Source organism: Candidatus Delongbacteria bacterium (genome assembly GCA_041675285.1).
Taxonomy (GTDB): domain Bacteria; phylum CAIWAD01; class CAIWAD01; order CAIWAD01; family CAIWAD01; genus CAIWAD01.
On sequence record JBAYTZ010000008.1, the window covers coordinates 148,801 to 169,927 of the forward strand.

16 protein-coding genes are annotated in these 21,127 nt (G+C 65.0%); 7 read left to right on the top strand and 9 right to left on the bottom strand.

The window, feature by feature from the left end; translation table 11 throughout:
• Positions 1-5: 5 nt before the first annotated feature.
• The 9 genes from WC326_09950 to WC326_09990 form a co-directional block, all read right to left on the bottom strand.
• A complete protein-coding gene (locus WC326_09950; GenBank protein ID MFA7331381.1) occupies positions 6-878 on the bottom strand; it encodes a hypothetical protein in 873 nt (290 codons plus the stop codon).
• Entirely contained in the window at positions 875-2,107 is a 1,233-nt protein-coding gene (locus WC326_09955; GenBank protein MFA7331382.1) for a hypothetical protein, read from the bottom strand. The genes WC326_09950 and WC326_09955 overlap by 4 nt, the downstream gene beginning before the upstream one ends.
• Before the next feature lie 14 nt (positions 2,108-2,121).
• Complete coding sequence (locus WC326_09960) at positions 2,122-2,481, bottom strand: hypothetical protein (GenBank protein MFA7331383.1); 360 nt, start codon at positions 2,479-2,481, stop codon at positions 2,122-2,124.
• Positions 2,482-3,284: 803 nt separating this feature from the next.
• Positions 3,285-3,578: a hypothetical protein gene (locus tag WC326_09965; protein ID MFA7331384.1), complete on the bottom strand. Its 294-nt coding sequence runs from the start codon at positions 3,576-3,578 to the stop codon at positions 3,285-3,287.
• 91 nt (positions 3,579-3,669) lie between these two features.
• Positions 3,670-5,562, bottom strand: a complete 1,893-nt coding sequence (locus tag WC326_09970) for a FlgD immunoglobulin-like domain containing protein (GenBank protein ID MFA7331385.1) — start codon at positions 5,560-5,562, stop codon at positions 3,670-3,672.
• Positions 5,563-6,248: 686 nt separating this feature from the next.
• Positions 6,249-7,844, bottom strand: a complete 1,596-nt coding sequence (locus tag WC326_09975) for a hypothetical protein (GenBank protein MFA7331386.1) — start codon at positions 7,842-7,844, stop codon at positions 6,249-6,251.
• Between the two features lie 112 nt (positions 7,845-7,956).
• Entirely contained in the window at positions 7,957-8,454 is a 498-nt protein-coding gene (locus WC326_09980; GenBank protein ID MFA7331387.1) for a hypothetical protein, read from the bottom strand.
• A 1,003-nt stretch (positions 8,455-9,457) separates the two neighbouring features.
• Positions 9,458-11,617, bottom strand: a complete 2,160-nt coding sequence (locus tag WC326_09985; GenBank protein ID MFA7331388.1) for a T9SS type A sorting domain-containing protein — start codon at positions 11,615-11,617, stop codon at positions 9,458-9,460.
• A gap of 201 nt (positions 11,618-11,818) precedes the next feature.
• Positions 11,819-14,257: a T9SS type A sorting domain-containing protein gene (locus tag WC326_09990; protein MFA7331389.1), complete on the bottom strand. Its 2,439-nt coding sequence runs from the start codon at positions 14,255-14,257 to the stop codon at positions 11,819-11,821.
• A 222-nt stretch (positions 14,258-14,479) separates the two neighbouring features.
• Between WC326_09990 and trxB the strand changes: the two genes are divergently transcribed.
• The 7 genes from trxB (at position 14,480) to nuoL (ending at position 21,125) form a co-directional block, all read left to right on the top strand.
• Positions 14,480-15,415, top strand: a complete 936-nt coding sequence (gene trxB / locus WC326_09995; protein ID MFA7331390.1) for a thioredoxin-disulfide reductase — start codon at positions 14,480-14,482, stop codon at positions 15,413-15,415.
• The gene (locus tag WC326_10000; GenBank protein ID MFA7331391.1) at positions 15,415-16,260 is read left to right on the top strand and encodes an MBL fold metallo-hydrolase; all 846 of its coding nucleotides are present in this window, start codon (positions 15,415-15,417) and stop codon (positions 16,258-16,260) included. The genes trxB and WC326_10000 overlap by 1 nt, the downstream gene beginning before the upstream one ends.
• 207 nt (positions 16,261-16,467) lie before the next feature.
• Positions 16,468-17,016, top strand: a complete 549-nt coding sequence (locus WC326_10005) for an NAD(P)H-dependent oxidoreductase subunit E (protein ID MFA7331392.1) — start codon at positions 16,468-16,470, stop codon at positions 17,014-17,016.
• Positions 17,009-18,259: an NADH-quinone oxidoreductase subunit NuoF gene (gene nuoF, locus WC326_10010; protein MFA7331393.1), complete on the top strand. Its 1,251-nt coding sequence runs from the start codon at positions 17,009-17,011 to the stop codon at positions 18,257-18,259. Before WC326_10005 ends, nuoF begins: the two co-directional genes overlap by 8 nt.
• A 33-nt stretch (positions 18,260-18,292) precedes the next feature.
• Entirely contained in the window at positions 18,293-18,820 is a 528-nt protein-coding gene (locus tag WC326_10015; GenBank protein MFA7331394.1) for an NADH-quinone oxidoreductase subunit J, read from the top strand.
• Positions 18,817-19,140 carry an NADH-quinone oxidoreductase subunit NuoK gene (gene nuoK / locus WC326_10020; protein ID MFA7331395.1) on the top strand — a complete coding sequence of 108 codons (324 nt, stop codon included), beginning with the start codon at positions 18,817-18,819 and terminating at the stop codon, positions 19,138-19,140. Before WC326_10015 ends, nuoK begins: the two co-directional genes overlap by 4 nt.
• Positions 19,140-21,125, top strand: coding sequence for an NADH-quinone oxidoreductase subunit L (nuoL, locus tag WC326_10025; protein MFA7331396.1), 1,986 nt, complete (start codon positions 19,140-19,142; stop codon positions 21,123-21,125). Before nuoK ends, nuoL begins: the two co-directional genes overlap by 1 nt.
• Positions 21,126-21,127: the final 2 nt, after the last annotated feature.

Sequence of the window (21,127 nt, forward strand, 5' to 3'; positions counted from 1 at the left end):
GCTCCTTAGTCTGAAGGGGTCGATGGGCCGGTGCTGTCCGGCCGTTGATTGCTGAAGGGGAGTTCCAGGGTCTCGCCCGCCTGACAGCGCAGCCGCAGTCGCACCTGCTGCACGGGGCCGGCGGGAGGAAAGAGCACCACGCCCCGCAAGGGCACGCCCGGTGGCAGGGTGGTGGCCCGCAGCGCGCGCCGGATCCACCACTGCTTCTTCTGTTCCAGGCCGCTCTGGTGGGCCTCATGGAAAGCCCGCGCCTCCTCGCGATCCGCCAGCTGCTCGGCGTGGCGTTCATCCTGGGCGGCCAGGCCCTCCGGGGTGTCCGGCCGCAGGGCCGGCGTCAGGTCCTCGGCCAGTTCGCCCGCGATCTGCACCAGTTCAAAAGCCATCATCAGCGTGCGCTGGTTGGACTCCTCCGAGAGTTGGGAGTCCAGCCGCAGCAGCTCGGGTTCGGGATCCCGCGCCGCCAGGATCCGCTCCGACGAGCCCTGCTTCTGATTCGCCGGGAGCACAAGGGAGACGTCCGCGGGCGAGATCAGCCGGGCGTTCCGGCCGCGGTTGACCACGACCATGTCGAAGCTCAGCCGCTTGTGATCGTTGCGGTCATAGGCCACGATCCACTCCGTGCTGTCGCCCCGCACGCGGCAGTACTCCAGGCCTTCCAGAAAGAAGGTGGTGGGGAGGGCGCCCGGGCCGGCGGCCCGGCCGGCGCTGGAATCCGCCCCGGCGGGGACGCGCAGATCCACGTCGGCGCGGGGCCGCAGGTCGTAGAGTGGACTGGGTCCGCAGCCCAGGCCGCCCAGCAGGGCCAGCCCCACTCCCGCGGAAACCAGCCGGCGCAGCGCTTGGCCGACGTGGGAAAGCGGGTGGCGTGCGGCGCTCATTCGGGCTCCGAGCGCAGCGGCCCCGCCGGCGGGAGCGTGGAATCCACCCGGCCCGCCGCATCCAGGCGCAGCAACAGCGCGTCGGCGTCGACGGCGCGGTCCACGCGCGCCAGGCCCGCCAGCACGTAGCCGTCAGGCAGCGCCAGCAGCGCCTTGCCCATGCCGTAGTCCAGGTAGTCCAGGTTGCGCTCCCAGCGCGGGGTGAAGCCGGCGCCCCGGGCCTGCACGTGCACGCCGATGCGTGACGGCTGGGTGGACAGGGGATCGCCAGCGCTGTAGCCTCCCTGCACGAGCAGCGAGTCGTTTGCGCAGAGGGCCGTGATCAGCTCGAAGCGCCGGGTGGGCACGCGCAGCGAGTCCAGCGGCTGGCCCGCGGAGCTGAGGCGCAGCAGGAATTGGTTGTAGACGGGAATGTTCTCCAGGAAGAAGTGGTCGCTGCTGCCGCCTCCGCAGCTGACCACGCCGTTGTGGACGGCCACGGCCCGGAAGATGTCGTCGCGCGTGCCGCTGAAGGCCTGCCAGAGCGGTTCGCCAGTTTCATCCACGGCCACGCACCAGGCGCTGCGCGGCCCCGTGCCGGCGGAGCGGTAGTTGCCCACGGCCACGTAGCTCGAGTCCGAGAGGCGGGCCAGACCGTCGAAGCGCGTGCTGTCCGTCGAACTGTAGCTCCGCGTCCAGCGCCAGCGGCCTTCCAGGTCCAGTAGGCCCAGCCAGGCGTGGCCCGCGCCGCTCCGCTCGCAGCCCGCCAGCAGCACGCCGTCTTCCAGGGCCAAGGCCGCCTGCAATTCCACCTGCTCCAGCTCCAGGCTCCAGCGCAGCTCGCCCGTGGGGGAGAAGACGTGCACCAGACCCGTCAGGCGCTTGGCTCGCGAGCGGCCTTTGTCCTCTTTCTTGCTGCCTGGATACCCGCAGCCCGCCACCAGCAGGCCCTCCGCCCCCAGCGGCGCCAGGGCGTAGCCTTCTTCATTGCCTTTGGGCGTACCCAGCCGCCGCTGCCAGAGTTCGCGGCCCGTGGAATCCACCTGGACGACCCACAAGTCACCGCGCTGATCGCCCGGGGCGCAGGTTCGGCCCGTGAAGGTGAGGCGGCCGTCCGGCCCGGCCCAGAGGGCGTTGGCGCGCTGGTCGCCCGGGCCGCCGTACGTGCGCACCCAGCCCTGGGCCGCGGCCCAGGGCGCCAGGATCAGCAAGAGGAGCAGTCCCAACTGGAACCGAGCTATCGGCCGCATGCGCCGTCTCCTGATCAGGATTTCGTCGAGGAGTCGTCCGGCCGGCAGCCCGCGCCGCAGGCCAGACACCCCACGCCAAGAGCCGCCAGCGCCAGCACGCCGCCGGCCAGCCAGCCGATGCGCCAGACCGTGAGCGCCGCCAACACCAGCAGCAGCCCGCCGCGCACGTAGCTGCCCAGCACCGGCCCACCCGCCCGGTTGCAGGCCCGCGCGGAGAAGACCACCAGGCCGCCCACCAGCAGACAGACGCCCACGCCCCACCACGCGGGCTGCTCGCCCACGGCGCAGCTCCATTCCGTCCACGCCAGATAGGCCAGCCAGAGGCCGAAGCCGGAGAGGAAGGTGGCGGCGGGGAGGAAGAACTTGTTGGTCATGGGGAACTCCGATTTCATTCAGGGGAAGGTGGGGCGCATTGGTCATCTCACGCCTTCTTTCTTTGTTTCTTAAAGGCTTCGTAATTAATTGTCAAATAATCCCCAGGCTTGGATGAATTACTGAGTTTATCATTGTTTCAAGAACCCGTGATCAGAAAGATGTTCTTTGAATAGGTCGAAATCGATAAAATCGTCGCAATCTTCAAAAGGACACCGTATCAAACTATGAAAACCATTCATATGTGAGTCAATATCATCTTTTGAAAAGATGGATCCACAGTTTTCAATTAGGCAGATCACTGCATCATGAGAATGAAAAAGGTGTGCATGTAGCTTTCTTGACTCAACTTCCCTTCCACAATTGGGCACTGGGCACTTACAAAACTCCGGTTCTTTAGTTAGTTCAGTTCTTACCTGATCCGTTGAATCGTATTCTTTAATCAATCTTGATTTCAGTATTTCGAAACATTTGAAACATGAAACAAAATGAATGTCATCGGTTATCTCTAAAGATATCGTATCATGCGAAATGTTTGGCGGCATATATTTTCCGCAAATAGAAGTATATAAATAGTATGAAATATGCCACTCAGTGTAACAAGGGATTAAGGATGACGCAAATCTTCTTGTTCGCCAACGGACTACGTAAGGAGGATTAAATGACTCAAGTTCCATCTGTTAAAGCCTCTATTCTGAGAGTCTCATTCCTGAGTCAAACGCTTGCTTCTGCCGGAGCACGATTGGCGTGACGCTTGTCATTATCTACCCATGTTTCCATCCATGATGATTGATCGATAAATGACTCACTTTAGTACAAGGAAAAGTGTAACGATAGCACTTAGAAATGACACTGCAGCCAGGGCAAAAGCGATCTTCGTGTAGGTTGACAACACGTGCAGGGCGGAAGTCAAGGAGTTGATTTGCAGCGCCATATTCTCAATTAATTGAGCTTGCTGCGCTTCTCGTTCTTCAATGACGGAAACCCGCTTTTCAATGGGTGAATCCGCTGGAGGTTTAGACCATGCTTTCTTTAGATCGCCGGCGGCGGACAACATGCCAAGGGCTGCCATCATGAGAGGAACGAACGGGATGGCCATAATTGTTCTCCCAAAAGTCTGCAAACGTAGGCTACAAATCTCAAAATTGGCTGCAAACTCACGTTAGTCAACAAAATAAGCTGGGCTATATCTAGCGCAGCAGTAACCCCTTGACCGTGCTGGATTCGCCCTGCGCGTCTATCAACTGCAACACATACAGGCCGGAAGCAGCATTGCGCCCTGCCGAATTCCGCCCGTCCCAGCGTACCTCGTGCCTACCTGGCGCAAACTCGCCCAATTCCCGCCGCAACACCAACCGGCCACTGACATCGAAGACCTTAAGAGTCAAGGGCCCGGCCGTGTGCTTCGTGAAGGAGAGCCATGCGCTGGGGTTGAAGGGGTTGGGCGTCAGTCCGTTGATCTCGAGGCTCGAAGCATGGGCGCCTCCGGCATGGGGTTTATCAACGACCAAGTCGGGTCGCTTGATACCCAAACTGTGAAACCAGCCTGTCGCGAGCGCCACGAAGTCTGCGTTAGGGGCGGGAACATCACACTGGCCATACTCATTGTCGCCCCACGCGATGATGGAACCGTCGGCATGAAGACCCAGACTGTGATTACTGCCCGCCACAAGTGCCACAAAGCCTATGTTGGGGGCGGGGACATCACATTGGCCATGTCCATTGTCACCCCACGCGACGATGGAACCGTCGGAGTGAAGGCCCAGACTGTGATTACTGCCCGCCGCAAGTGCCACGAAGTCCACATTGGGGGCGGGGACGTTGCATTGTCCACTACCATTTTCACCCCAGGCAACGAGGGTGCCGTCGGCCTTGAAGCCCAGACTGTGGTTGTCGCCAGCCGCAAGTGCCAAAAAATCTGTGTTGGGATCTGGGACTTCACATTGGCCATGTCCATTGTCACCCCACGCGATGATGGAACCGTCCGTCGTGAGGCCTAGACTGTGCAGGCCGCCCGCCGCGAGGGCAACGAAGTCCGCGTTTGGTGTGGGGACGTCGCATTGGCCTTCGCTATTCCTGCCCCAAGCCACGATAGCTCCGTCGGCCTTGAGGCCCAGTCTGTGATAACTGCCTGCTGCGAGAGCCACGAAATCTTCATTGGGGGCGGGGACGTCGCTCAGGTCAGCGCCACTTTTGCCCCAAATCAGGATGGAGCTGTCGGCCTTAAGGCCCATACTGTGCCATCCGAATGCAGCCAGCGCCACGAAGTCCGCGTTTTGGGCGGGGACGATGCATTGACCATAGTCGTTATTACCCCAGGCCATAAAAGTGCCATCAGCTTTCAGTCCCAGACTGTGATAAATGCCTGCAGCGAGGGCCGCGAAGTCTGTGTTGGGTTCGGGGACTTCACATTGGCCATACCCATTATCGCCCCAGGCAATGATGGAGCCGTCAGCTTTCAAGCCCAGATTTTGATGGAGGCCTGTCAGTAGGGCAACAAAACCCTCATTGGGGGCTGGGACGTTGCATTGGCCATAGCTGTTTCCACCCCAAGCCACGATGGAGCCGTCGGCCTTGAGACCAAGGCTATGACGACCGCCCGCCGCAAGGGCCACGAAGTCCGTGTTGGGAGCAGGTACGTCGCATTGACCATCACCGTTTTCACCCCAGGCGACTATGGAGCCGTCGGCCTTGAGACCCAAACTGTGAAGCACTCCCCCCGCAAGTGCCACGAAGTCCGTGTTGGGGGATGGCACGTCGCATGCGCCAAATTCATTCAATCCCCAGGCCAAAATGGAGCCGTTGGCCTTCAGTCCCAGACTGTGATAAGTGCCTGCTGAGAGTGCCACGAAATCCGCGTTGGGGGAGGGGACGTTGCATGCGCGGTACTCATTCGATCCCCAGGCGATAATGGAGCCGTTGGCCTTCAGGCCCAGACTGTGATAAAGACCTGCTGCAAGTGCCTCGAAATCCGCGTTGGGAGTGGGAATGTTGCACTGACCTTTGTCGTTTCTACCCCAGCCCACGATGGAGCCGTCAGCCTTGAGGCCCAGATTGTGCGATCCACCGGCTACAATGGTCAAGAGTCCTTCCAGCGCGTCCGGCTCTACAACGACACTATAACCCCAGCCAATGATGGAGCCCGACTCTTGTGCCTGACCAGGCATTGCACTAAGAAGCGTGCATAAGCACAACGGAAAGAGTGCAAGTCTGGACAACCTCATGTTCACCCTTAATCCTTGGCTTCTCAGTCAAGCCGGTTGATAGGGAGTTCGGTTAACGGTGGCTTCAGCCGCGACGCGCCTAGCGCGGCGCTTGCCTTCCCCGAACCCAAGCAGTGATTGGCGGGCCGCCCATCCAATAGCCGGAAGGCGTTGAGGATAGGATCCTGCCCTATCCCTGAGCCTGCAACTGATTGGATGACATCCGCCGAGCCCCAACAGTGAGAAGGCCGGTACTTGGGCACCGATGGATTTCTAGGGCGCCAAGAACACCCGCTCTTGCCGGATCGACAACGCCGATTCGTGACCCTCGATAGGTGTTTGGTGCAGGTCCCTAGACGGGTTCGACCTGCGCCCAATTGTAAAACCAAGTCGGGATTCGCTCAATGCCTTCACATCAAAGAACCGAAAAGAACTCGGAAGAAATCTCTACGCTTCCTTGACTCTGGAGACCTCATAAGTGTTAGACACAAACACTGAACCCTCAACACTCTACTTCGCGACGAACAAGTTGAAACGTGCGTCTTGTTTGATGTTGGAGTTTATCGTTAGGTTCTTTGCCCATAATAAGAAAGATGAACGCCGCAATATCCTATTTGAATCAAACCAGTATTATCGTCAAGATCAAAGTAAATTTGGAGGCAATTGCTACGGTCACCTCCACCTAGCGTTAGGTGTCGGAGCATTTGTTTACGAAGCCCTTTATTCTTGAATTGTCTTTCGTCACCGTACATATTTAAGGTGTTTTGGCTCTCGGTTGGTGCGTATTTGATTCCTCTTGATTCAAAAAACTGCTCCCAAGGTCCAACAGATTGTCCGCCCTTCTTTGCAACTGCGCATGCAACAGCCAATTGGTTCATTGCATCTAAGGCTTCAAACACTTCATCTGGGCGGCAAAAATTTGATTTTTCAGCTGATTCAATTGCTGATTGCCAAATTTCAAGTGTTCCTAGCCACTGTTTCTCGGCCTTATGAAGTGCGTCTGCAACAGATGTAACCTGCTGCGTGGCTTGTTGCCCTTCTTCTGCAACTACAGTGTCACCCCGGTACTCCCATATGGCAGCAAGGTTCAATTTTAGTTGAGCAATCTCTTCCTCAAGCTCCGCTGCACGGAATTGGGCTGCATCTCTCTCAGCTCTGAGTTTGTCTGCTGCACCCCAGCTTTTCAATAGCTCCTCTTCCAACGTTGCTGTGCTGAGCTGATGTTCTGCAACTTGATTTCGAAGGGCAGCATCTTGATCAACTCGTTTCAGGTCCAGATCCTGCCGCACTCGCTTTGTGAGGTGTCCCTCTGAAAACCGAAGTGCAGCGATGCCTGAGAAAACTCGAAACAGATGCTCATCTATTGCTTCACCTCTGTTAGCATGGTATTCAAGTTTTTCCGATAAGAAGAGCGGATGGTTCATTGGGTCAGCACTACGCGTGAACCCCGGCCAATAAACCCGAATTGCCCCGTTAAAGCAAGATAAAGCACGACCAAGTTCACCAGTTAATTCAAAAGACGCTCGTTTATCTATAATAAAAACATTAGCAAGTCCTAATACGCGTCTTAAAATGAGTTCAGGCTCTACTGCGGGTTCCTCGCTCCAAGCATCACGCGATAGGAGAATTAATGGAAGATATCTCTTTATTGACAACAAGTCTTGGATAAATTGATCAAGGGTGTCAATAGTCACTCGTCCGACATGTGTTTGGATTTGGGACTCGCCAACCATGCATGGATATTGTTGCATGATAGCGGTAAGTGGTTTGGGTCTTCCAACAATGTAACGTTTGGTTGGTCGTATACGAAATTCTCGCGATCCGAGCCTAACTACGCAAGAACTCTCGATTCTGTCATTCTCTCTCGCCACGATCCATGATGTGCTCCAATTGACGCTGGGATCCTCACCATCAGGATGAATCCAGTCGAGTGTCAACATACCTCCTACAGAACCATCTTGTTGTTCCGCGCGCACTTCGTGTCCAGACATTGGCTCCAGAGCGGTTCCACCAAACAGTACGGACACATCAGTGTGCCAGGCGTGATGGTATTTCCCTTCAACCCAAGAGACAAGTGCCGAAGAGATGCTCTCTTGTGTAATCGTTGCTTCGTCAACTGACGAGCATTGAATCTGAAATTGGGCAGCATATACTGTTCGCAACTCGAGTCCTCCAAAACCTCTTATGACGAGCGGTTATGATTCTCCCAATGCATATGGCATTGTGTCTAACATCCAATCAGGCCGCGCCACCTTCCCGCGCAATCTCCCTTTCTCAAGGGATCAAGATATCCCCCGCGCAATCCAGTTCCGGGCAGCTCCAGGCGCAGCGATAGATCCCGGCGGGGACGCGGACGCCGAACTCGTCTTTCAGGGACCAGATGACTTCGTGGGCGCCTTGCTCCACCAGGCCGTCCACCAGCGTGACCACCGTGTCGCAGGTGGTGGCGATGAGGCACAGGTGGACCTGGCCGGTCTGGGCCAGGGAGAAGAGGATGTGGACCGAATCCGCCTCCACCGGGTTGGGCCAGGCCGGGGCCAGGCCGTTGCTGCCGGGGGGCAGCTGCGCGTCCCGGAGCGGCGTCTGCAGCGTGTCCACGCACCAGTCCTGATCGCCGGTGGCCGTGAACAGCACGGTTCCGCTGGAGTCCGTGTACGCCAGGCCGCGGAAGTCGCAGGCGGGGTCGTCTTCGTGCTCGATGCAGCTGGTGGAGAAGGTCAGGGCCGTGAGCAGCAAGGCCAAGGCGCTGAGGCGACGGACAAGGTGCGGCATGCGGGGCTCCAGAACTTGTTGGGTGGCCGGGACGAAAGGCCGTGAATCAACCCGTAGCGGAGCGTGGGGGGGAGCGTTCCGCGACTAGACAGGTCCTTTGTGTGAACCAGTAAGCCGCTTTGGCAGGACGAATTCGCGCCAACGGCCCATTCGGGACTCAAGAGAGCAATCCCCGCTGGCTGGCGCAAGGACTTTCTCTGATTCTGTCAGCTTTGCGGACGGCGATAAAGCTACGTCACGCCATTCCGCGCTGTGCCTCTGGGTCTCTGTGGTGAAGACTCCTCCTGCCTACCCATGGGATCCCAGCTTTCGCTGGGATGACAGGCCCTGTGCCAGGGGATCCCCCGGTCAAGCCGGGGGATGACGAGCAGGTGAGTCGGACCAACGGCTGGCGCCCACCACTTCGAGCCTTCCAGACTTCGTGCTCAAACCAGCGCGGCCATGCGTAAACCCCAACCCCGGCCACATCGTCCGTTGAAGCCCCCATCCCATCGCGCCCCGGCGTTGCCGGGTCGCGCCTTCCCCCGCGGGGCGCGAGGGAAGGGAATTGGCTTCGCCTCGCGTTGGCCAGGGGATCCCCCGGTCAAGCCGGGGGATGACGAGCGGGTGAGACGGACCAATGGCCAGCGCCTAGCTCTTCGAGCCTTCCACACTTCGTGCTCAAACCACCGCGGCCCTGCGCCAAACCCTGCCCCGGCCAGACAACCCGTTGCAGCCCCCATCCCATCGCGCCCCGGCGTCGCCGGGTCGCGCCTTCCCCCGCGAGGGCGCGAGGGAAGGGAATGGGCTTCGCCTCGCCACTCCATGCACTGTGCCTCTGTGACTCTGTGGTAAAATCCACCGAAGAGTCCCCGGCCACCGCCCACCTCTTCGAGCCTTCCAGACTTCGTGTTCAAACCACCACCGCCACGCGCCAAACCCTACCCCGGCCTGACCATCCGCAAAAAGGGCAGGAAGCCAAGCGGCCCCCTGCCCAGAATCAACACGAATTCAAGCGCGCACCCTATTTGAGCAGCAGCAGCTTGCGGCTCTCCGAGCCCTGCGGAGTCGTCAAGCGGGCCACGTACACGCCGCTGGCCAGGCCTTCGGCGTCCAGCGTGACCTGATGCGCGCCCGCCGGCAGCGGACCGTTCACCAGCCGCCGCACTTCGCGGCCCAGCAGGTCGTAGATGGTCAGGCTCACGTGCTCGGGCGCCGCCAGCGTGAAGGGCAGCGAGGTGCGCGGATTGAAGGGATTGGGCACCGCCTCGCCCAGCGCGAAGGCGCGGGGCTGGGCCGGCGCATCCCCCACCGCCGCGGCCACCCGGTCAAAGCCGATGCGCGCCAGCCCGCCCTCCGAGTCCGCCAGGTAGACCACGTCGCCGTCCAGTTCCAGCTCGAGAGCGTGGCCCGGCGTGTCCAGGAAGCCCCGTTCCACCGGCAGGCTGGGGTCGCGCAGGTCCACCACCCGCAGGCCCAGATCGTAGGCCGCCACGAAAGCCATGCTGTCCTGCAGGGCCACGTCCACCACCCAGGTGCCCGTCTGGAACACGCCCAGCACGGCGGGCAGCTCCGGATCCGTCACATCCACCACGCGCAACTGGCCCACCAGGCCGTCCGCCACGCAGGCCAGCCCGCCCTCCACGGCCACCGCGTGGGCCACGCCCGGCGTGGGCAGGTAGCCCAGCACCGCGGCGAAGGCCGGCGCGCCGGCCTCCAGGATCACCAGGCCGATCTCGCCGCAGGCCACGTAATCCAGGTTGTCCACCACCGTGATGTCGTAGGCGTGGCCGGGCAGCTCCAGCAGGCCCAGCACCTGCGGATCGGCGGGATCCGCCAGGTCGATGGCCACCCAGACGCTGAACTCCGGGTCCTGCAGGGTGGCCGGGACGTAGAGCAGGGCGTGGACCACGCCGTCCACCAGCCGCGCGGCCTGCCACTCGGCGTTGACGTCGTCGTCCAGGAAGCCCAGCTCGCTCAGTTGCAGAGGATCCACCAGATCCAGCACGCGCAGCCCGGCCGTGTCCGCCGCCGTGACGGCCAGCGCACCGTCCCAGGAGACGTTCCAGCTGGGCACCAGCGGCGTGAAGGAGGCCAGGGTGGGCAGGTCTTCCCAGGGCCCCAGCTCCACCAAGCTGATCTGGCCGCCCAGGGCGTCGGCCACCAGCGCCTGGCTGCCCTGGCGCGAGAGGCCGTGGGCGTAGCCCGGCGCGTCGTAGCGGTCCACCTCGGCGGCGAAGGCCGGGTTGCCCAGTTCCAGCACGCGCAGGCCGCCGCCGTCATCGGCCAGGTAGGCCAGCGTGCCTTCCAGGCAGAGGGCCGTGGCGAAGCCCGGGGTGTCCACGAAGCCCAGTTCGTGCGGCCACTGGGGGAAGAGCACGGAGACCAGGCAGAGGCCGGAGTCGCCGTCGGCCACGTAGACCATGCTGTCCAGCAGCGCCAGGCCGCCGGCGTAGCCGCGCGTGTTGTAGCGGCCCAGCGGAGTGGGCGTGCCGCTGCTCAGGTTCACCACCCGCAGGCCCGCGCTGCCGTCGGCCACGAAGGCCAGGCTGTCGCGCACGATCACGTCCAGCGTCTTGTCCAGGCTGGGCAGGTGGCCCGTCTGCCGCGGCAGGGCGGGGTCGCTGACGTCGATGACGCGCAGGCCGGCCTCGCGGTCCGCCAGGTAGGCCAGCTGGCCCTGGAGCGCCACGGCCTGGGCCTCCAGGCTGGGCAGCGTGCCCAGCCGCAACGGATGGACGGGATCGCTGACATCCACGATGCAGAGGCCGGCGAAGTTGGCCGCCAGGTAGGCGCGGTCGCCGTCCACCACCACGTCGCGCACCGTGTCGCCCACGTCCAGCACGCTCAAAAGGCGCGGCTCGCCCGGGTCGCTCATGCCGTAGAGGTAGAGTCCGCGGCCTGCGGCCACGTAGGCCAGCGTGTCGTCCAGGGCCACGCCGAGGACCAGATCGGGGAAGTGCAGGGAGACCTGGCGCAGCAGCGTGTCCTGTGGGGCGTGCAGGTGATGGAGGATCGAGAGCTGGGTGCCGGCCCCGATGAGGACCGTGTTCCAATTGCTGGCCACGGCGCGGCAGGCGCCCTCGCTGGCGCCGGTCAGCGCGCAGAACTGGCCCTCCTGCGCCTGGGCGCTGCCCAGGGCGAGGCCGAGGATCAGGACGAAGCAAAGGACAAGGCGCTGCATGGAGGCTCCTGAGGTATTGGGATGAAGGGATGTCACCCGGCGACCAGGCCCGGCCGCCGCTGAGGTCGGCTCCAATATCAGGTTCCGTCTGGCCGAAGCCAATGAAAAGCGCGGGTCGCTGCGCATGCGCGGGCGGCCCGGGCAGCAAAAAGGGCAGGGAGCCTCGCGACTCCCTGCCCCTCAATCAACGCTGATCAGCGGCTACTTGGAAAGCAGCAGCTTCTGGCTCACCGTCCGTCCGCCCGCCTCGAGCGTGCAGACGTAGACGCCCGAGGCCAGGCCCGTGCCGTCGAAGCGCGCCTGGTGCCAGCCCGCGCCGCGGAAGCCCTCGTCCAGCGTGGCGACCAGCTGGCCGGCCACGTTGTAGACCTTCAGGCTGACCCGGCCGGCGCTGTCCAGGCTGTAGCGCAGCTGGGTGCTGGGGTTGAAGGGATTGGGCGAGGCCTGCAGCAGGCCGAACTCCACCGGACGCTGCGCCGGGGGCAGCTCGTCCTCGAAGTCGAACAGCACGGTCTCTTCCATCTGGTCCACGTTCTCCCAGGGGATCTCCACCACGCCCGTGCAGGGCTCGGTCTCGTCGCCCTGGAGGGCGTTGACCATCTCCAGCCGGTAGTAGAGCGAGGGCCGCTCGTCGGTGAAGTGGAAGCCGATCAGCACGTCGTAGTTGGTCAGGCCCGCGTAGGCGAAGTGGGCGTTGAACTTGGTGCCGCGCCAGGCCGGCAGCAGGCCGGTCCACTCGTTGATGGGCACGTAGCCCGCGTCGGTCCTGACTTCCAGGCCGACCTCGGTGATGCCCTGCTCTTCCGGCGTGCCGATCTGGTCCAGGCTACTGTGGTGCCAGGAGATGTGGGAGAGCTGCACGTCCATCGGGGACTCGTTCAAGAGGTGGATGGGATCCACCCACTTCACGCTGTCCAGCACGGCTTCCTCGCCGCACCAGGCCGTGCTGTACCAGCCGTACCAGCGCTGGGTCTGGGCCAGGCCCACCCAGCCCGCGGCGTCCCAGGGCGTGCCCGTGTGCGGCGGGATGTCGGCCACCGGGACGCGCATGTACATGATCGGGTTGATCACCGCGTTGCCCTCGCACTGGGCCACGCCGCCGGTGGAATGATCCTCGACGTAGGTCAGGTGCAGGTTGCCCTCGGAGACCACTTCCGCCATGGACATCCAGTCCTCGCTCAGGCAGTCGTTGACGCAGCCCGGCGTGCTGGTGTTGGTCACGTTGACCGGCTCGCCCCAGGTCAGGCCGTTGTCCGCCGAGCAGGCGATGAAGATCTCGGCGTTGCCGATGCTGTCCAGCGTGGCCGTGGTGCAACCCCACTCGCCGGGGGCGGCGCGGTCGCCCTCGATGCGCTGGCTCCAGGCGCAGTAGAGGTAGCCGGTCTCGGGATCCACGGCCAGGCTGGGCCGATCCTGGCGCATGCGCCAGGAGCCGCCGTCCAGCCAGCGGTCATTGGGGTCGATGATGCTGTTGTGGCCCGTCACGTGGCTCCACTCGCCGTGGTCGGCGTTGAAGTGCCAGATCTGGCCGCGGCCCAGGCTCCAGTGGTAGTAGACTTCCTGGAGCGAGTCCTCGATCTCCGTGTTCCAGATCACGTGCAGCGTGTCCGTCCACATGGGATCGCCGGAGTAGACCACGTGCAGGTCGTTGCTCTCCGTGCGGTCGAAGAGGCCGTCGATGTCGCAGTAGGCGCGGTTGCCGTAGGGGCCGAAGGGTACCTCGCTGTCCGGGCCGTAGTCCGTGAAGTTGTGGAGCGCGCCCGCCTCGTACTGGCCGAAGATGTCGCCGTCGTCGGCCACGTAGCCCAGGATGTCGTGGTGGATCTGCACGCCGATCACGCCGCTGCCGCCGTCGTAGGGGATGTCCTCGGCGTCGGTGCGCTGGTGGAAGAGCACGGCCGCGCGCGAGCTGATCTTGCTGCCCACGGCGATGGCGCCCAGGGCCTGGCTGTCGGAGGTCAGGCGGACGGCTGCGCCGTCCCAGCCGGCGCCGTCGGACGTGCCGCGGTACCAGATGTGCGGGTTGGCGGAGTCATAGACCACCATGTGCAGGCGGTTGTCGCCGTCCACGCCCACGTGGGGCCAGGACTTGGCCGTGCCCGACTGGAGCAGGTTGAAGGCGTGCGTGCAGCCGAAGAAGTCCGTGCCCAGCCAGGAGTCGGTGCCCGTGTGGAAGGCCACCACCGTGCTGTTGGGGGTCTCGCCCTCGGGACCCGTGCAGGCCGCCGTGGTGTAGCCGGCGCGGGCGTCGTAGACGTTCAGGGCCTCGACGACGGAGAGGTCCGGGTTGACGCACCAGGACTTGACGCGGCGGTCGGCCCAGGTCTGGTCGGTGGCCAGCGAATACATGAAGCTGCCGTGGGCCACGCCGTCGGAGGAGACGGCGATCATCTTGGACAGCGAGCCGTTGCCCTGATAGTCGTAGGCCGTGGAGCCCACCTGGGCCGTGATGTCCGTGCGCGGCACGGGCAGGACGGGTTGCTTGACGGCCAGGTCGGGCAGGACTTCCTCGCCCGTGGCCAGGCTCTGGGCCGGACGCGGCGCCTGGAGGGGCCGATTGGCGTGGCGCGCCCGATCGGCCTGGCCGGCCGAGGCACTCAGCACGCCGCCCAACACGGAAAGAACGAGCAGCAGTCTCATGGCGGGTCCTCTTATGGGATTGGATGAAGTGTGCAGACAAGTGGGCCCAAAATAGGGCTCGACGCGGCGCGGAACAACGGATTTTCTCCCGCTGGCACGACAAGGGGCTGCGGGAGCGCGGCGAGGACCCCGCGCCTTCCTTGTCCCGGCCGCGACCCTTCCCGATATTCCCGCACCCGCCCCGCAGCGGCGCCACCCACGCACAACCTTGGAGATTCGCCCATGTCCAGCCACCGCAAGGTGCTCATCATCGGAGGCGGCCCGGCCGGCCTGACCGCCGCCCTCTACGCCGCGCGCGCCAACCTGGCCCCCCTGGTCATCGAAGGCATGCAGCCCGGCGGCCAGCTCACCATCACCACCGAGGTGGAGAACTTCCCCGGCTTCCCCCACGGGATCCAGGGGCCGGAGCTGATCGACAACCTGCACCAGCAGGTGGAGCGCTTCGGCACCGAGTTCGTGATGGGCAGCGTGCAGTCCGTCGACCTGAGCCGCCGGCCCTTCACGCTGGACGTGGACGGCCAGACCCTGACCACCGACTCGCTGATCGTCGCCACCGGCGCCACGGCCCGTCTGCTGGGCATCCCGGGGGAGGACAAGCTGATGGGCTACGGCGTCAGCGCCTGCGCCACCTGCGACGGCTTCTTCTTCAAGGGCAAGGAGATCTGCGTCATCGGCGGCGGCGACAGCGCCATGGAGGAGGCCTGCTTCCTGACCAACTTCGCCAGCAAGGTCACGCTGATCCACCGCCGCGAGGCCTTCCGCGCCTCGCCGATCATGGTGGAGAAGGCCCGCAAGAACCCGAAGATCGAGTTCGCCCTGAACGAGATCCCGCTGGCCTTCGTGGGCGACGCGGCCCAGGGCGGCCTGGAGGGCGTGGAACTCAAGCACGCGGTGAGCGGCGCCGTGCGCGTCCTCAAGCTGGACGGCGCCTTCGTGGCCATCGGCCACCTGCCCAACACGGCGCTCTTCAAGGGCGTGCTGGAGATGGACGAGACCGGCTACCTGCTCTGCCAGGGCCGCACCACGGCCACCAACGTGCCCGGCGTGTTCGCGGCCGGCGACGTGGCGGACAGCCGCTACCGCCAGGCCATCTCGGCGGCGGGCACGGGCTGCATGGCCGCGCTGGACGCCCAGCACTTCCTGGATCACAACTCCTGATGCAGATCGGCCGCTGGGACGTGCGCAGCCTGGACTTCGGCCGCTTTCGGCTGGACGGCGGGGCGATGTTCGGCGTGGTGCCGCGGGTGGTCTGGGAGCGCGAGGCGCCCCCGGACGCCCTCAACCGCATCGAGCTGGCCCTGCGCTGCCTGCTGGTGCGGGACGGCACGCGCACGGTGCTGGTGGACTGCGGCGTGGGCGACAAGGACGGCCCGCTCTTCCGCGAGATGTTCGCCCTGGACGACGCGGGGCGCTCGCTGGACGAACTGCTGGCCGAGCAGGGCCTGGCGCCGGCGGACGTGACCGACCTGGTGCTGACCCACCTGCACTTCGACCACGCGGGGGGCGCTGTCCGGCTGGAGGGCGGCCGCGGGGTGCCCGCGCTGCCCAACGCGCGCATCCACCTGCAGCGCCGGCAGTGGGAGTGGGCCCTGCAGCCCACCCTGCGCGACCGGGCCAGCTACTTGAAGGAGAACCTGGAGCCGCTGCGCGGGCTGGACCTGCACCTGCTGGAGGGGCCGGGCGAACTCTTCCCCGGCCTGAGTCTGCGCGTGGTGGACGGCCACACGCCGGGCATGCAGCTGGTGGAGCTGGACGGCGGTGGGGGTCCGGGCCTCGTGCACTGCGCGGACCTGGTGCCCACGGCCGCGCACCTGCCCCTGCCCTGGGTGATGGGCTACGACCTCTTTCCCCTAAGCGTGGTGGAGGAGAAGCAGGCTCTCTACCAGAGCCACGGGGACGGCTCCAGCTGGCTGGTTTTCGAGCATGATCCGCGCCTGGCCGCGGCCCGCGTGGACACCCGGGGCCGCCGGCCCGTCCTGGTGGAGACCCGCGAGCGCTTGTAGCTTGCGCCCACCGACGTGATGGGCGGGCAGCTTGGAGGCGCGGCGCGCACGGCGCGCCCATTGGGATAGTGACCGTGCCAGCAGCTTGGAGGCGCGGCGCGCACGCCGCGCCTCATACGGGCAGCGTCTGCGCCGGCAGCTTGGAGGCGCGGCACGGGATCAATAGATTTGCCTGCTGAATTTTCCACAACTGAACGGATCCCCGGCATGGCCTTCACTTTCACCGCGGAGGAGCGTCAGGAGATCGAGCGGATCCTGGCCCGCTATCCCGAGCCCATGAGCGCCACCATCCCGTTGCTGCACCTGGCGCAGGGCCGTCTGGGCTGGGTCAGCCCGGAGGTCGTGGACGAGGTGGCGCGCGTGCTGGAGCTGCCGCGCATCCACGTGGCGGACGTGGTGAGCTTCTACACCATGTTCCAGCGCCAGCCGGTGGGCCGCCACCGGATCAGCGTCTGCCGCACGCTCTCCTGCCACGTGCTGGGCGGCCATGAGATCCTCGACTACCTGCGCACGCGCCTGCAACTGGGCGAGGCCCATGCGGGCACGGATCCGCGCGGCCTGTTCACGCTGGAGGAGGTGGAATGCCTGGCCTCCTGCGGGACGGGTCCCGTGCTGCTGATCAACGGCGTCTATCACGAGGGGCTGACCGTGCCGGGCTTGAAAGTGCTGCTGGACAAGCTGGAAGGACTCGAGGCGCCCCTCGTCGCGCCGCCCGGTGGGACGGCGGCCGCCGCCGGAGGCCCGGTCCATGGCTGAGTTCATCTGCTTCCCCGCCCTGCAATCCAAGACCCGCGCCAGCCTGGACGCCTACCTCGAGGACGGCGGCTACCAGAGCCTGAAGAGCGCGCTGGACCGCCTGCAGCCCGCCGAGGTCGCCGCCGTGGTCAAGGCCTCGGGCCTGCGCGGCCGCGGGGGCGCCGGCTTCCCCACCGGGATGAAGTGGGGTTTCCTGCCCAAGCAGACGGAGAAGCCCGTCTACCTGGTCTGCAACGCCGACGAGGGCGAGCCCGGCACCTTCAAGGACCGGGACCTGCTGCGCTACGCGCCCCACCAGCTGATCGAAGGCATGCTGCTGACCTGTTTCGCCATCGGCGCGAAGACGGGCTACATCTACATCCGCGGCGAATTCCTCGAGGAGGCCGCCGCCGTGAACCGCGCCCTGGACGAGGCGCGCGGGGCGGGCCTGCTGGGCCGGGACATCCTGGGCCGCGGGCTGGACGTGGACCTGCACGTGCACATGGGCGCCGGCGCCTACATCTGCGGCGAGGAGACGGCCCTGCTCAACTCGCTGGAGGGCCGGCGCGGCCTGCCGCGCACCAAGCCGCCCTTCCCGGCGGTGGTGGGCCTCTACGGCTGCCCGACCATCATCAACAACGTGGAAACCCTGGCCGCCGTGCCGCCCATCGTGGGCCACGGGGCGGACTGGTACCGCGCCCTGGGCACGGAGAAGTCCCCGGGCACCAAGCTGTTCAGCGTCTCGGGGCACGTGGAGCGCCCGGGCGTCTACGAGGTGCGGCTGGGCACGCCTTTCCAGCAGCTGCTGGACGAGGATTGTGGCGGCATGAAGGGCGGACGGCGACTGAAGGTGCTCATCCCGGGCGGCTCGTCCGTCCCCATGCTCACCGCCGCCGAGGCCGCCACCCTGAAGCTGGACTACGAGAGCTGCCTGGAGCACGGCACCATGCTGGGCTCCGGCGCCGTGATCGTGCTGGACGAGACGGTGAGCGTGCCCGAGGTGGTGCGCAACCTGGCCCACTTCTACGCCCACGAGAGCTGCGGCCAGTGCACGCCCTGCCGGGAAGGCACCCATTGGATGCACGCCATCCTGGAGCGCGTGCTGGCGGGCCGGGGCAAATCCGGCGACCTGGACCTCCTGCTGGACATCTGCCAGCACGTCTCCTTCCGCACCATCTGCGCGCTGGGGGACGCGGCCACCGGGCCGGTGAAGTCGGGGATCAGCAAGTTCCGCAACGAATTCGAGGCCCTGGTCCACGCCTAGGACTGTCGTGGGCCTCCCTTGCCTGGAGGATCTGTGCGACCCCTGCTCTTCATCCTGCTGTCCCTGCTCACGCTGGGGGGCGGTTTGTGGGTGGTGTTGCGCCGCAGTCCGGTGGACTCGGTGCTGGGCCTGCTCACGGTGATGGTCTCCATCGCCGGCCACTACATGCTGCTCCAGGCGCCCTTCCTTGCCGCCGTCCAACTGATCGTCTACGGCGGCGCCGTGATCGTGCTCTTCCTGTTCGTGATCATGCTGCTCAACCTGCGCAAGGACGTGCTGCAGGCGCGCCGGCTGCCCGCCGGGCGCTGGTTCTACGCCCTGAGCGGCGCGGCGGCCCTGCTGGCGCTGAGCGGCCTGTTCCGCGCCGGGGCCGACTGGCTGCCCGCCGCCGGCCTGCCCCAGGACGGCACGGTGGAGGCCTTCGGCGCCGAGCTGTTCCGGCGCTGGGTCTATCCCTTTGAACTGACCAGCGTGCTGCTGCTGGCCGCCCTGGTGGGCGCCGTGGCGCTCACCCGCCGCGCCGGGGAGCCCGGGGCCACGGCGACGGACGAGGAGGCCTGATGCCCGAACTCAACCACTACCTGCTGCTCAGCGTGCTGCTGTTCGGGCTGGGCCTGACCGGTGTGCTGGTACGCCGCAACGTCTTGATCGTGCTGATGTGCATCGAGCTGATGCTCAACTCGGCCAACCTGCTGCTGGTGGCCTTCAGCCGCCAGGGCGGCGGGCTGGACGGCCAGGCCTTCGCCTTCTTCAGCATGACCGTGGCCGCCGCCGAGGTGGCCCTGGGCCTGGCCATCGTGGTGCTGCTCTACCGCTGGCACGGCAGCACGAGTTTGGAACACCTGCGCCTGGTCCCGTCACAACCGGAGGAAGGGCGCTGATGCACGACGGCTTCCACTACGCGCTGGCCCTGGCCCTGATTCCGCTGCTGCCCTTGCTGGGCGCGCTGCTCAACGGGCTGCTGGGCCGTTATACCAATGTCAAAGTGGCCGGTGCCCTGGCCACGGCGGCCATCGCCGGCAGTTTCGTCACCGCCCTGCTGATCTTCCTGCAGTTCCAGAACCTGCCCGCGGACGCCCGCTCCTTGAGCTTCACCTATGCCAGCTGGTTCCACTCGGGCAGCCTGGCCGTGGACTGGACTCTTTTGCTGGATCCGCTCTCGCTGCTCTACGCGCTCTTCGTCAGCGGCGTGGCCACGCTGATCCACCTCTACAGCATCGGCTACATGGGGCAGGAGCCGGACTTCGCCCGCTACTTCGCCTATCTCAACCTGTTCTGCTTCGCCATGCTCATGCTTGTGCTGGGCGGCAACTACCTGGTGATGTTCCTGGGCTGGGAAGGCGTCGGGCTCTGTTCCTATCTGCTGATCGGCTTCTGGTTCCAGGATCCGGCCAAGGCCAGCGCGGGGAAGAAGGCCTTCGTGGTCAACCGCATCGGTGACTTCGGCTTCCTGCTCGGCCTCTTTCTGCTGTTCAGCCAGCTGGGCAGCCTGGATTTCGGGGGGGTGACGGAGGGCTTGAAGTCCTTCCCGGTGGGCCACTGGCTGCCCACGGCCGCCGCCCTGCTGCTCTTCGTGGGCGCTACGGGCAAGAGCGCGCAGATCCCGCTCTACGTCTGGCTGCCCGACGCCATGGCCGGCCCCACGCCGGTCTCGGCGCTGATCCACGCCGCCACCATGGTCACGGCGGGCCTCTACATGATCGCGCGCAGCCACGTGCTGTTCAGCCTGGCCCCGGCGGCCCTGCTGACGGTGGCCGTGGTGGGCGCGGCCACGGCCCTCTTCGCCGCCACCATCGGCCTGGTGCAGACGGACATCAAGAAGGTGCTGGCCTACTCGACGGTCTCCCAGCTGGGCTACATGTTCCTGGCCATGGGCGTGGGCGCCTACACGGCCGGACTGTTCCACGTGGTCACCCACGCCTTCTTCAAGGCCCTGCTCTTCCTCGGGGCCGGCGCGGTGATCCACGCCATGCACCACGTCTACCACCAGGTCCACGACCATCACCGGGATCCCCAGGACATGCGCAACATGGGCGGTCTGCGCCGCCACCTGCCCGTCACCTACTGGACCTTTTGGGTGGGCACCGTGGCCATCGCCGGCTTCCCGCCCTTTGCCGGCTTCTTCAGCAAGGACGAGATCCTCTGGAAGACCTTCGCCGGCGGCCACTGGGCCCTCTGGGCGACGGGCCTGCTGGCCGCCGGGCTGACCAGCTTCTACATGTTCCGCCTGCTCTTCCTGACCTTCCACGGCCGCTACCGCGGCCCGGAGGCCGAGGCCGCCCACTTCCACGAAAACCCGCTGGTGATGACCCTGCCGCTGCTGATCCTGGCCGGGCTGGCGGCCATCGCGGGCTTCTGGGGCCTGCCGCACTTCCTGGATTTCGCCCACGTCGGCAACCGCTTCGCCGAGTTCCTGGCCCCGGTCTTCCACCAGGGCAGCGACCTGGCCCTGCTGCACGCCACGGCGGAACACGGCAACGCGGGCCTGGAAGCCCTGCTGGCCGCGCTCTCCATCGGTGTGGCCGCCCTGGGGCTGCTGGAGGCCCGGCGCCTCTACCTGGGCCAGCCCGGGCTGGCGGCGGCGCGCGCCAAGCGGCATCCCGGCCTGCACCGGCGGCTGCTCAACAAGTGGTACGTGGATGAGATCTACGAGGCGCTGGTGGTGCGGCCCATCGCCGGCCTCTGCGACTTCTGCTACAAGCAGGTGGACGGCCTGGTGGTGGAGGGCGTGGTCAACGGGCTGGGCCGGCTCTGCGAACGGGCGGGCGCGGGCCTGCGTCCGCTGCAGTCGGGCCGCCTGCCGCAGTATCTCACCGCCATGGCGCTGGGGCTGGTGGCCCTGCTCCTTGTGGTCTTCACCCGATGATG

What these genes read in the sequence shown, in the direction of transcription:
- nuoF (MFA7331393.1), top strand. Translation starts at nt 17,009, where the DNA reads ATGGCTGAGTTCATCTGCTTCCCCGCCCTGCAATCCAAGACCCGCGCC.
- WC326_09980 (MFA7331387.1), bottom strand. Translation starts at nt 8,454, where the DNA reads ATGCCGCACCTTGTCCGTCGCCTCAGCGCCTTGGCCTTGCTGCTCACG.
- trxB (MFA7331390.1), top strand. Translation starts at nt 14,480, where the DNA reads ATGTCCAGCCACCGCAAGGTGCTCATCATCGGAGGCGGCCCGGCCGGC.
- WC326_09985 (MFA7331388.1), bottom strand. Translation starts at nt 11,617, where the DNA reads ATGCAGCGCCTTGTCCTTTGCTTCGTCCTGATCCTCGGCCTCGCCCTG.
- nuoL (MFA7331396.1), top strand. Translation starts at nt 19,140, where the DNA reads ATGCACGACGGCTTCCACTACGCGCTGGCCCTGGCCCTGATTCCGCTG.
- WC326_09990 (MFA7331389.1), bottom strand. Translation starts at nt 14,257, where the DNA reads ATGAGACTGCTGCTCGTTCTTTCCGTGTTGGGCGGCGTGCTGAGTGCC.
- WC326_09965 (MFA7331384.1), bottom strand. Translation starts at nt 3,578, where the DNA reads ATGGCCATCCCGTTCGTTCCTCTCATGATGGCAGCCCTTGGCATGTTG.
- WC326_09955 (MFA7331382.1), bottom strand. Translation starts at nt 2,107, where the DNA reads ATGCGGCCGATAGCTCGGTTCCAGTTGGGACTGCTCCTCTTGCTGATC.
- WC326_09950 (MFA7331381.1), bottom strand. Translation starts at nt 878, where the DNA reads ATGAGCGCCGCACGCCACCCGCTTTCCCACGTCGGCCAAGCGCTGCGC.
- WC326_10005 (MFA7331392.1), top strand. Translation starts at nt 16,468, where the DNA reads ATGGCCTTCACTTTCACCGCGGAGGAGCGTCAGGAGATCGAGCGGATC.
- WC326_10000 (MFA7331391.1), top strand. Translation starts at nt 15,415, where the DNA reads ATGCAGATCGGCCGCTGGGACGTGCGCAGCCTGGACTTCGGCCGCTTT.
- WC326_09960 (MFA7331383.1), bottom strand. Translation starts at nt 2,481, where the DNA reads ATGACCAACAAGTTCTTCCTCCCCGCCGCCACCTTCCTCTCCGGCTTC.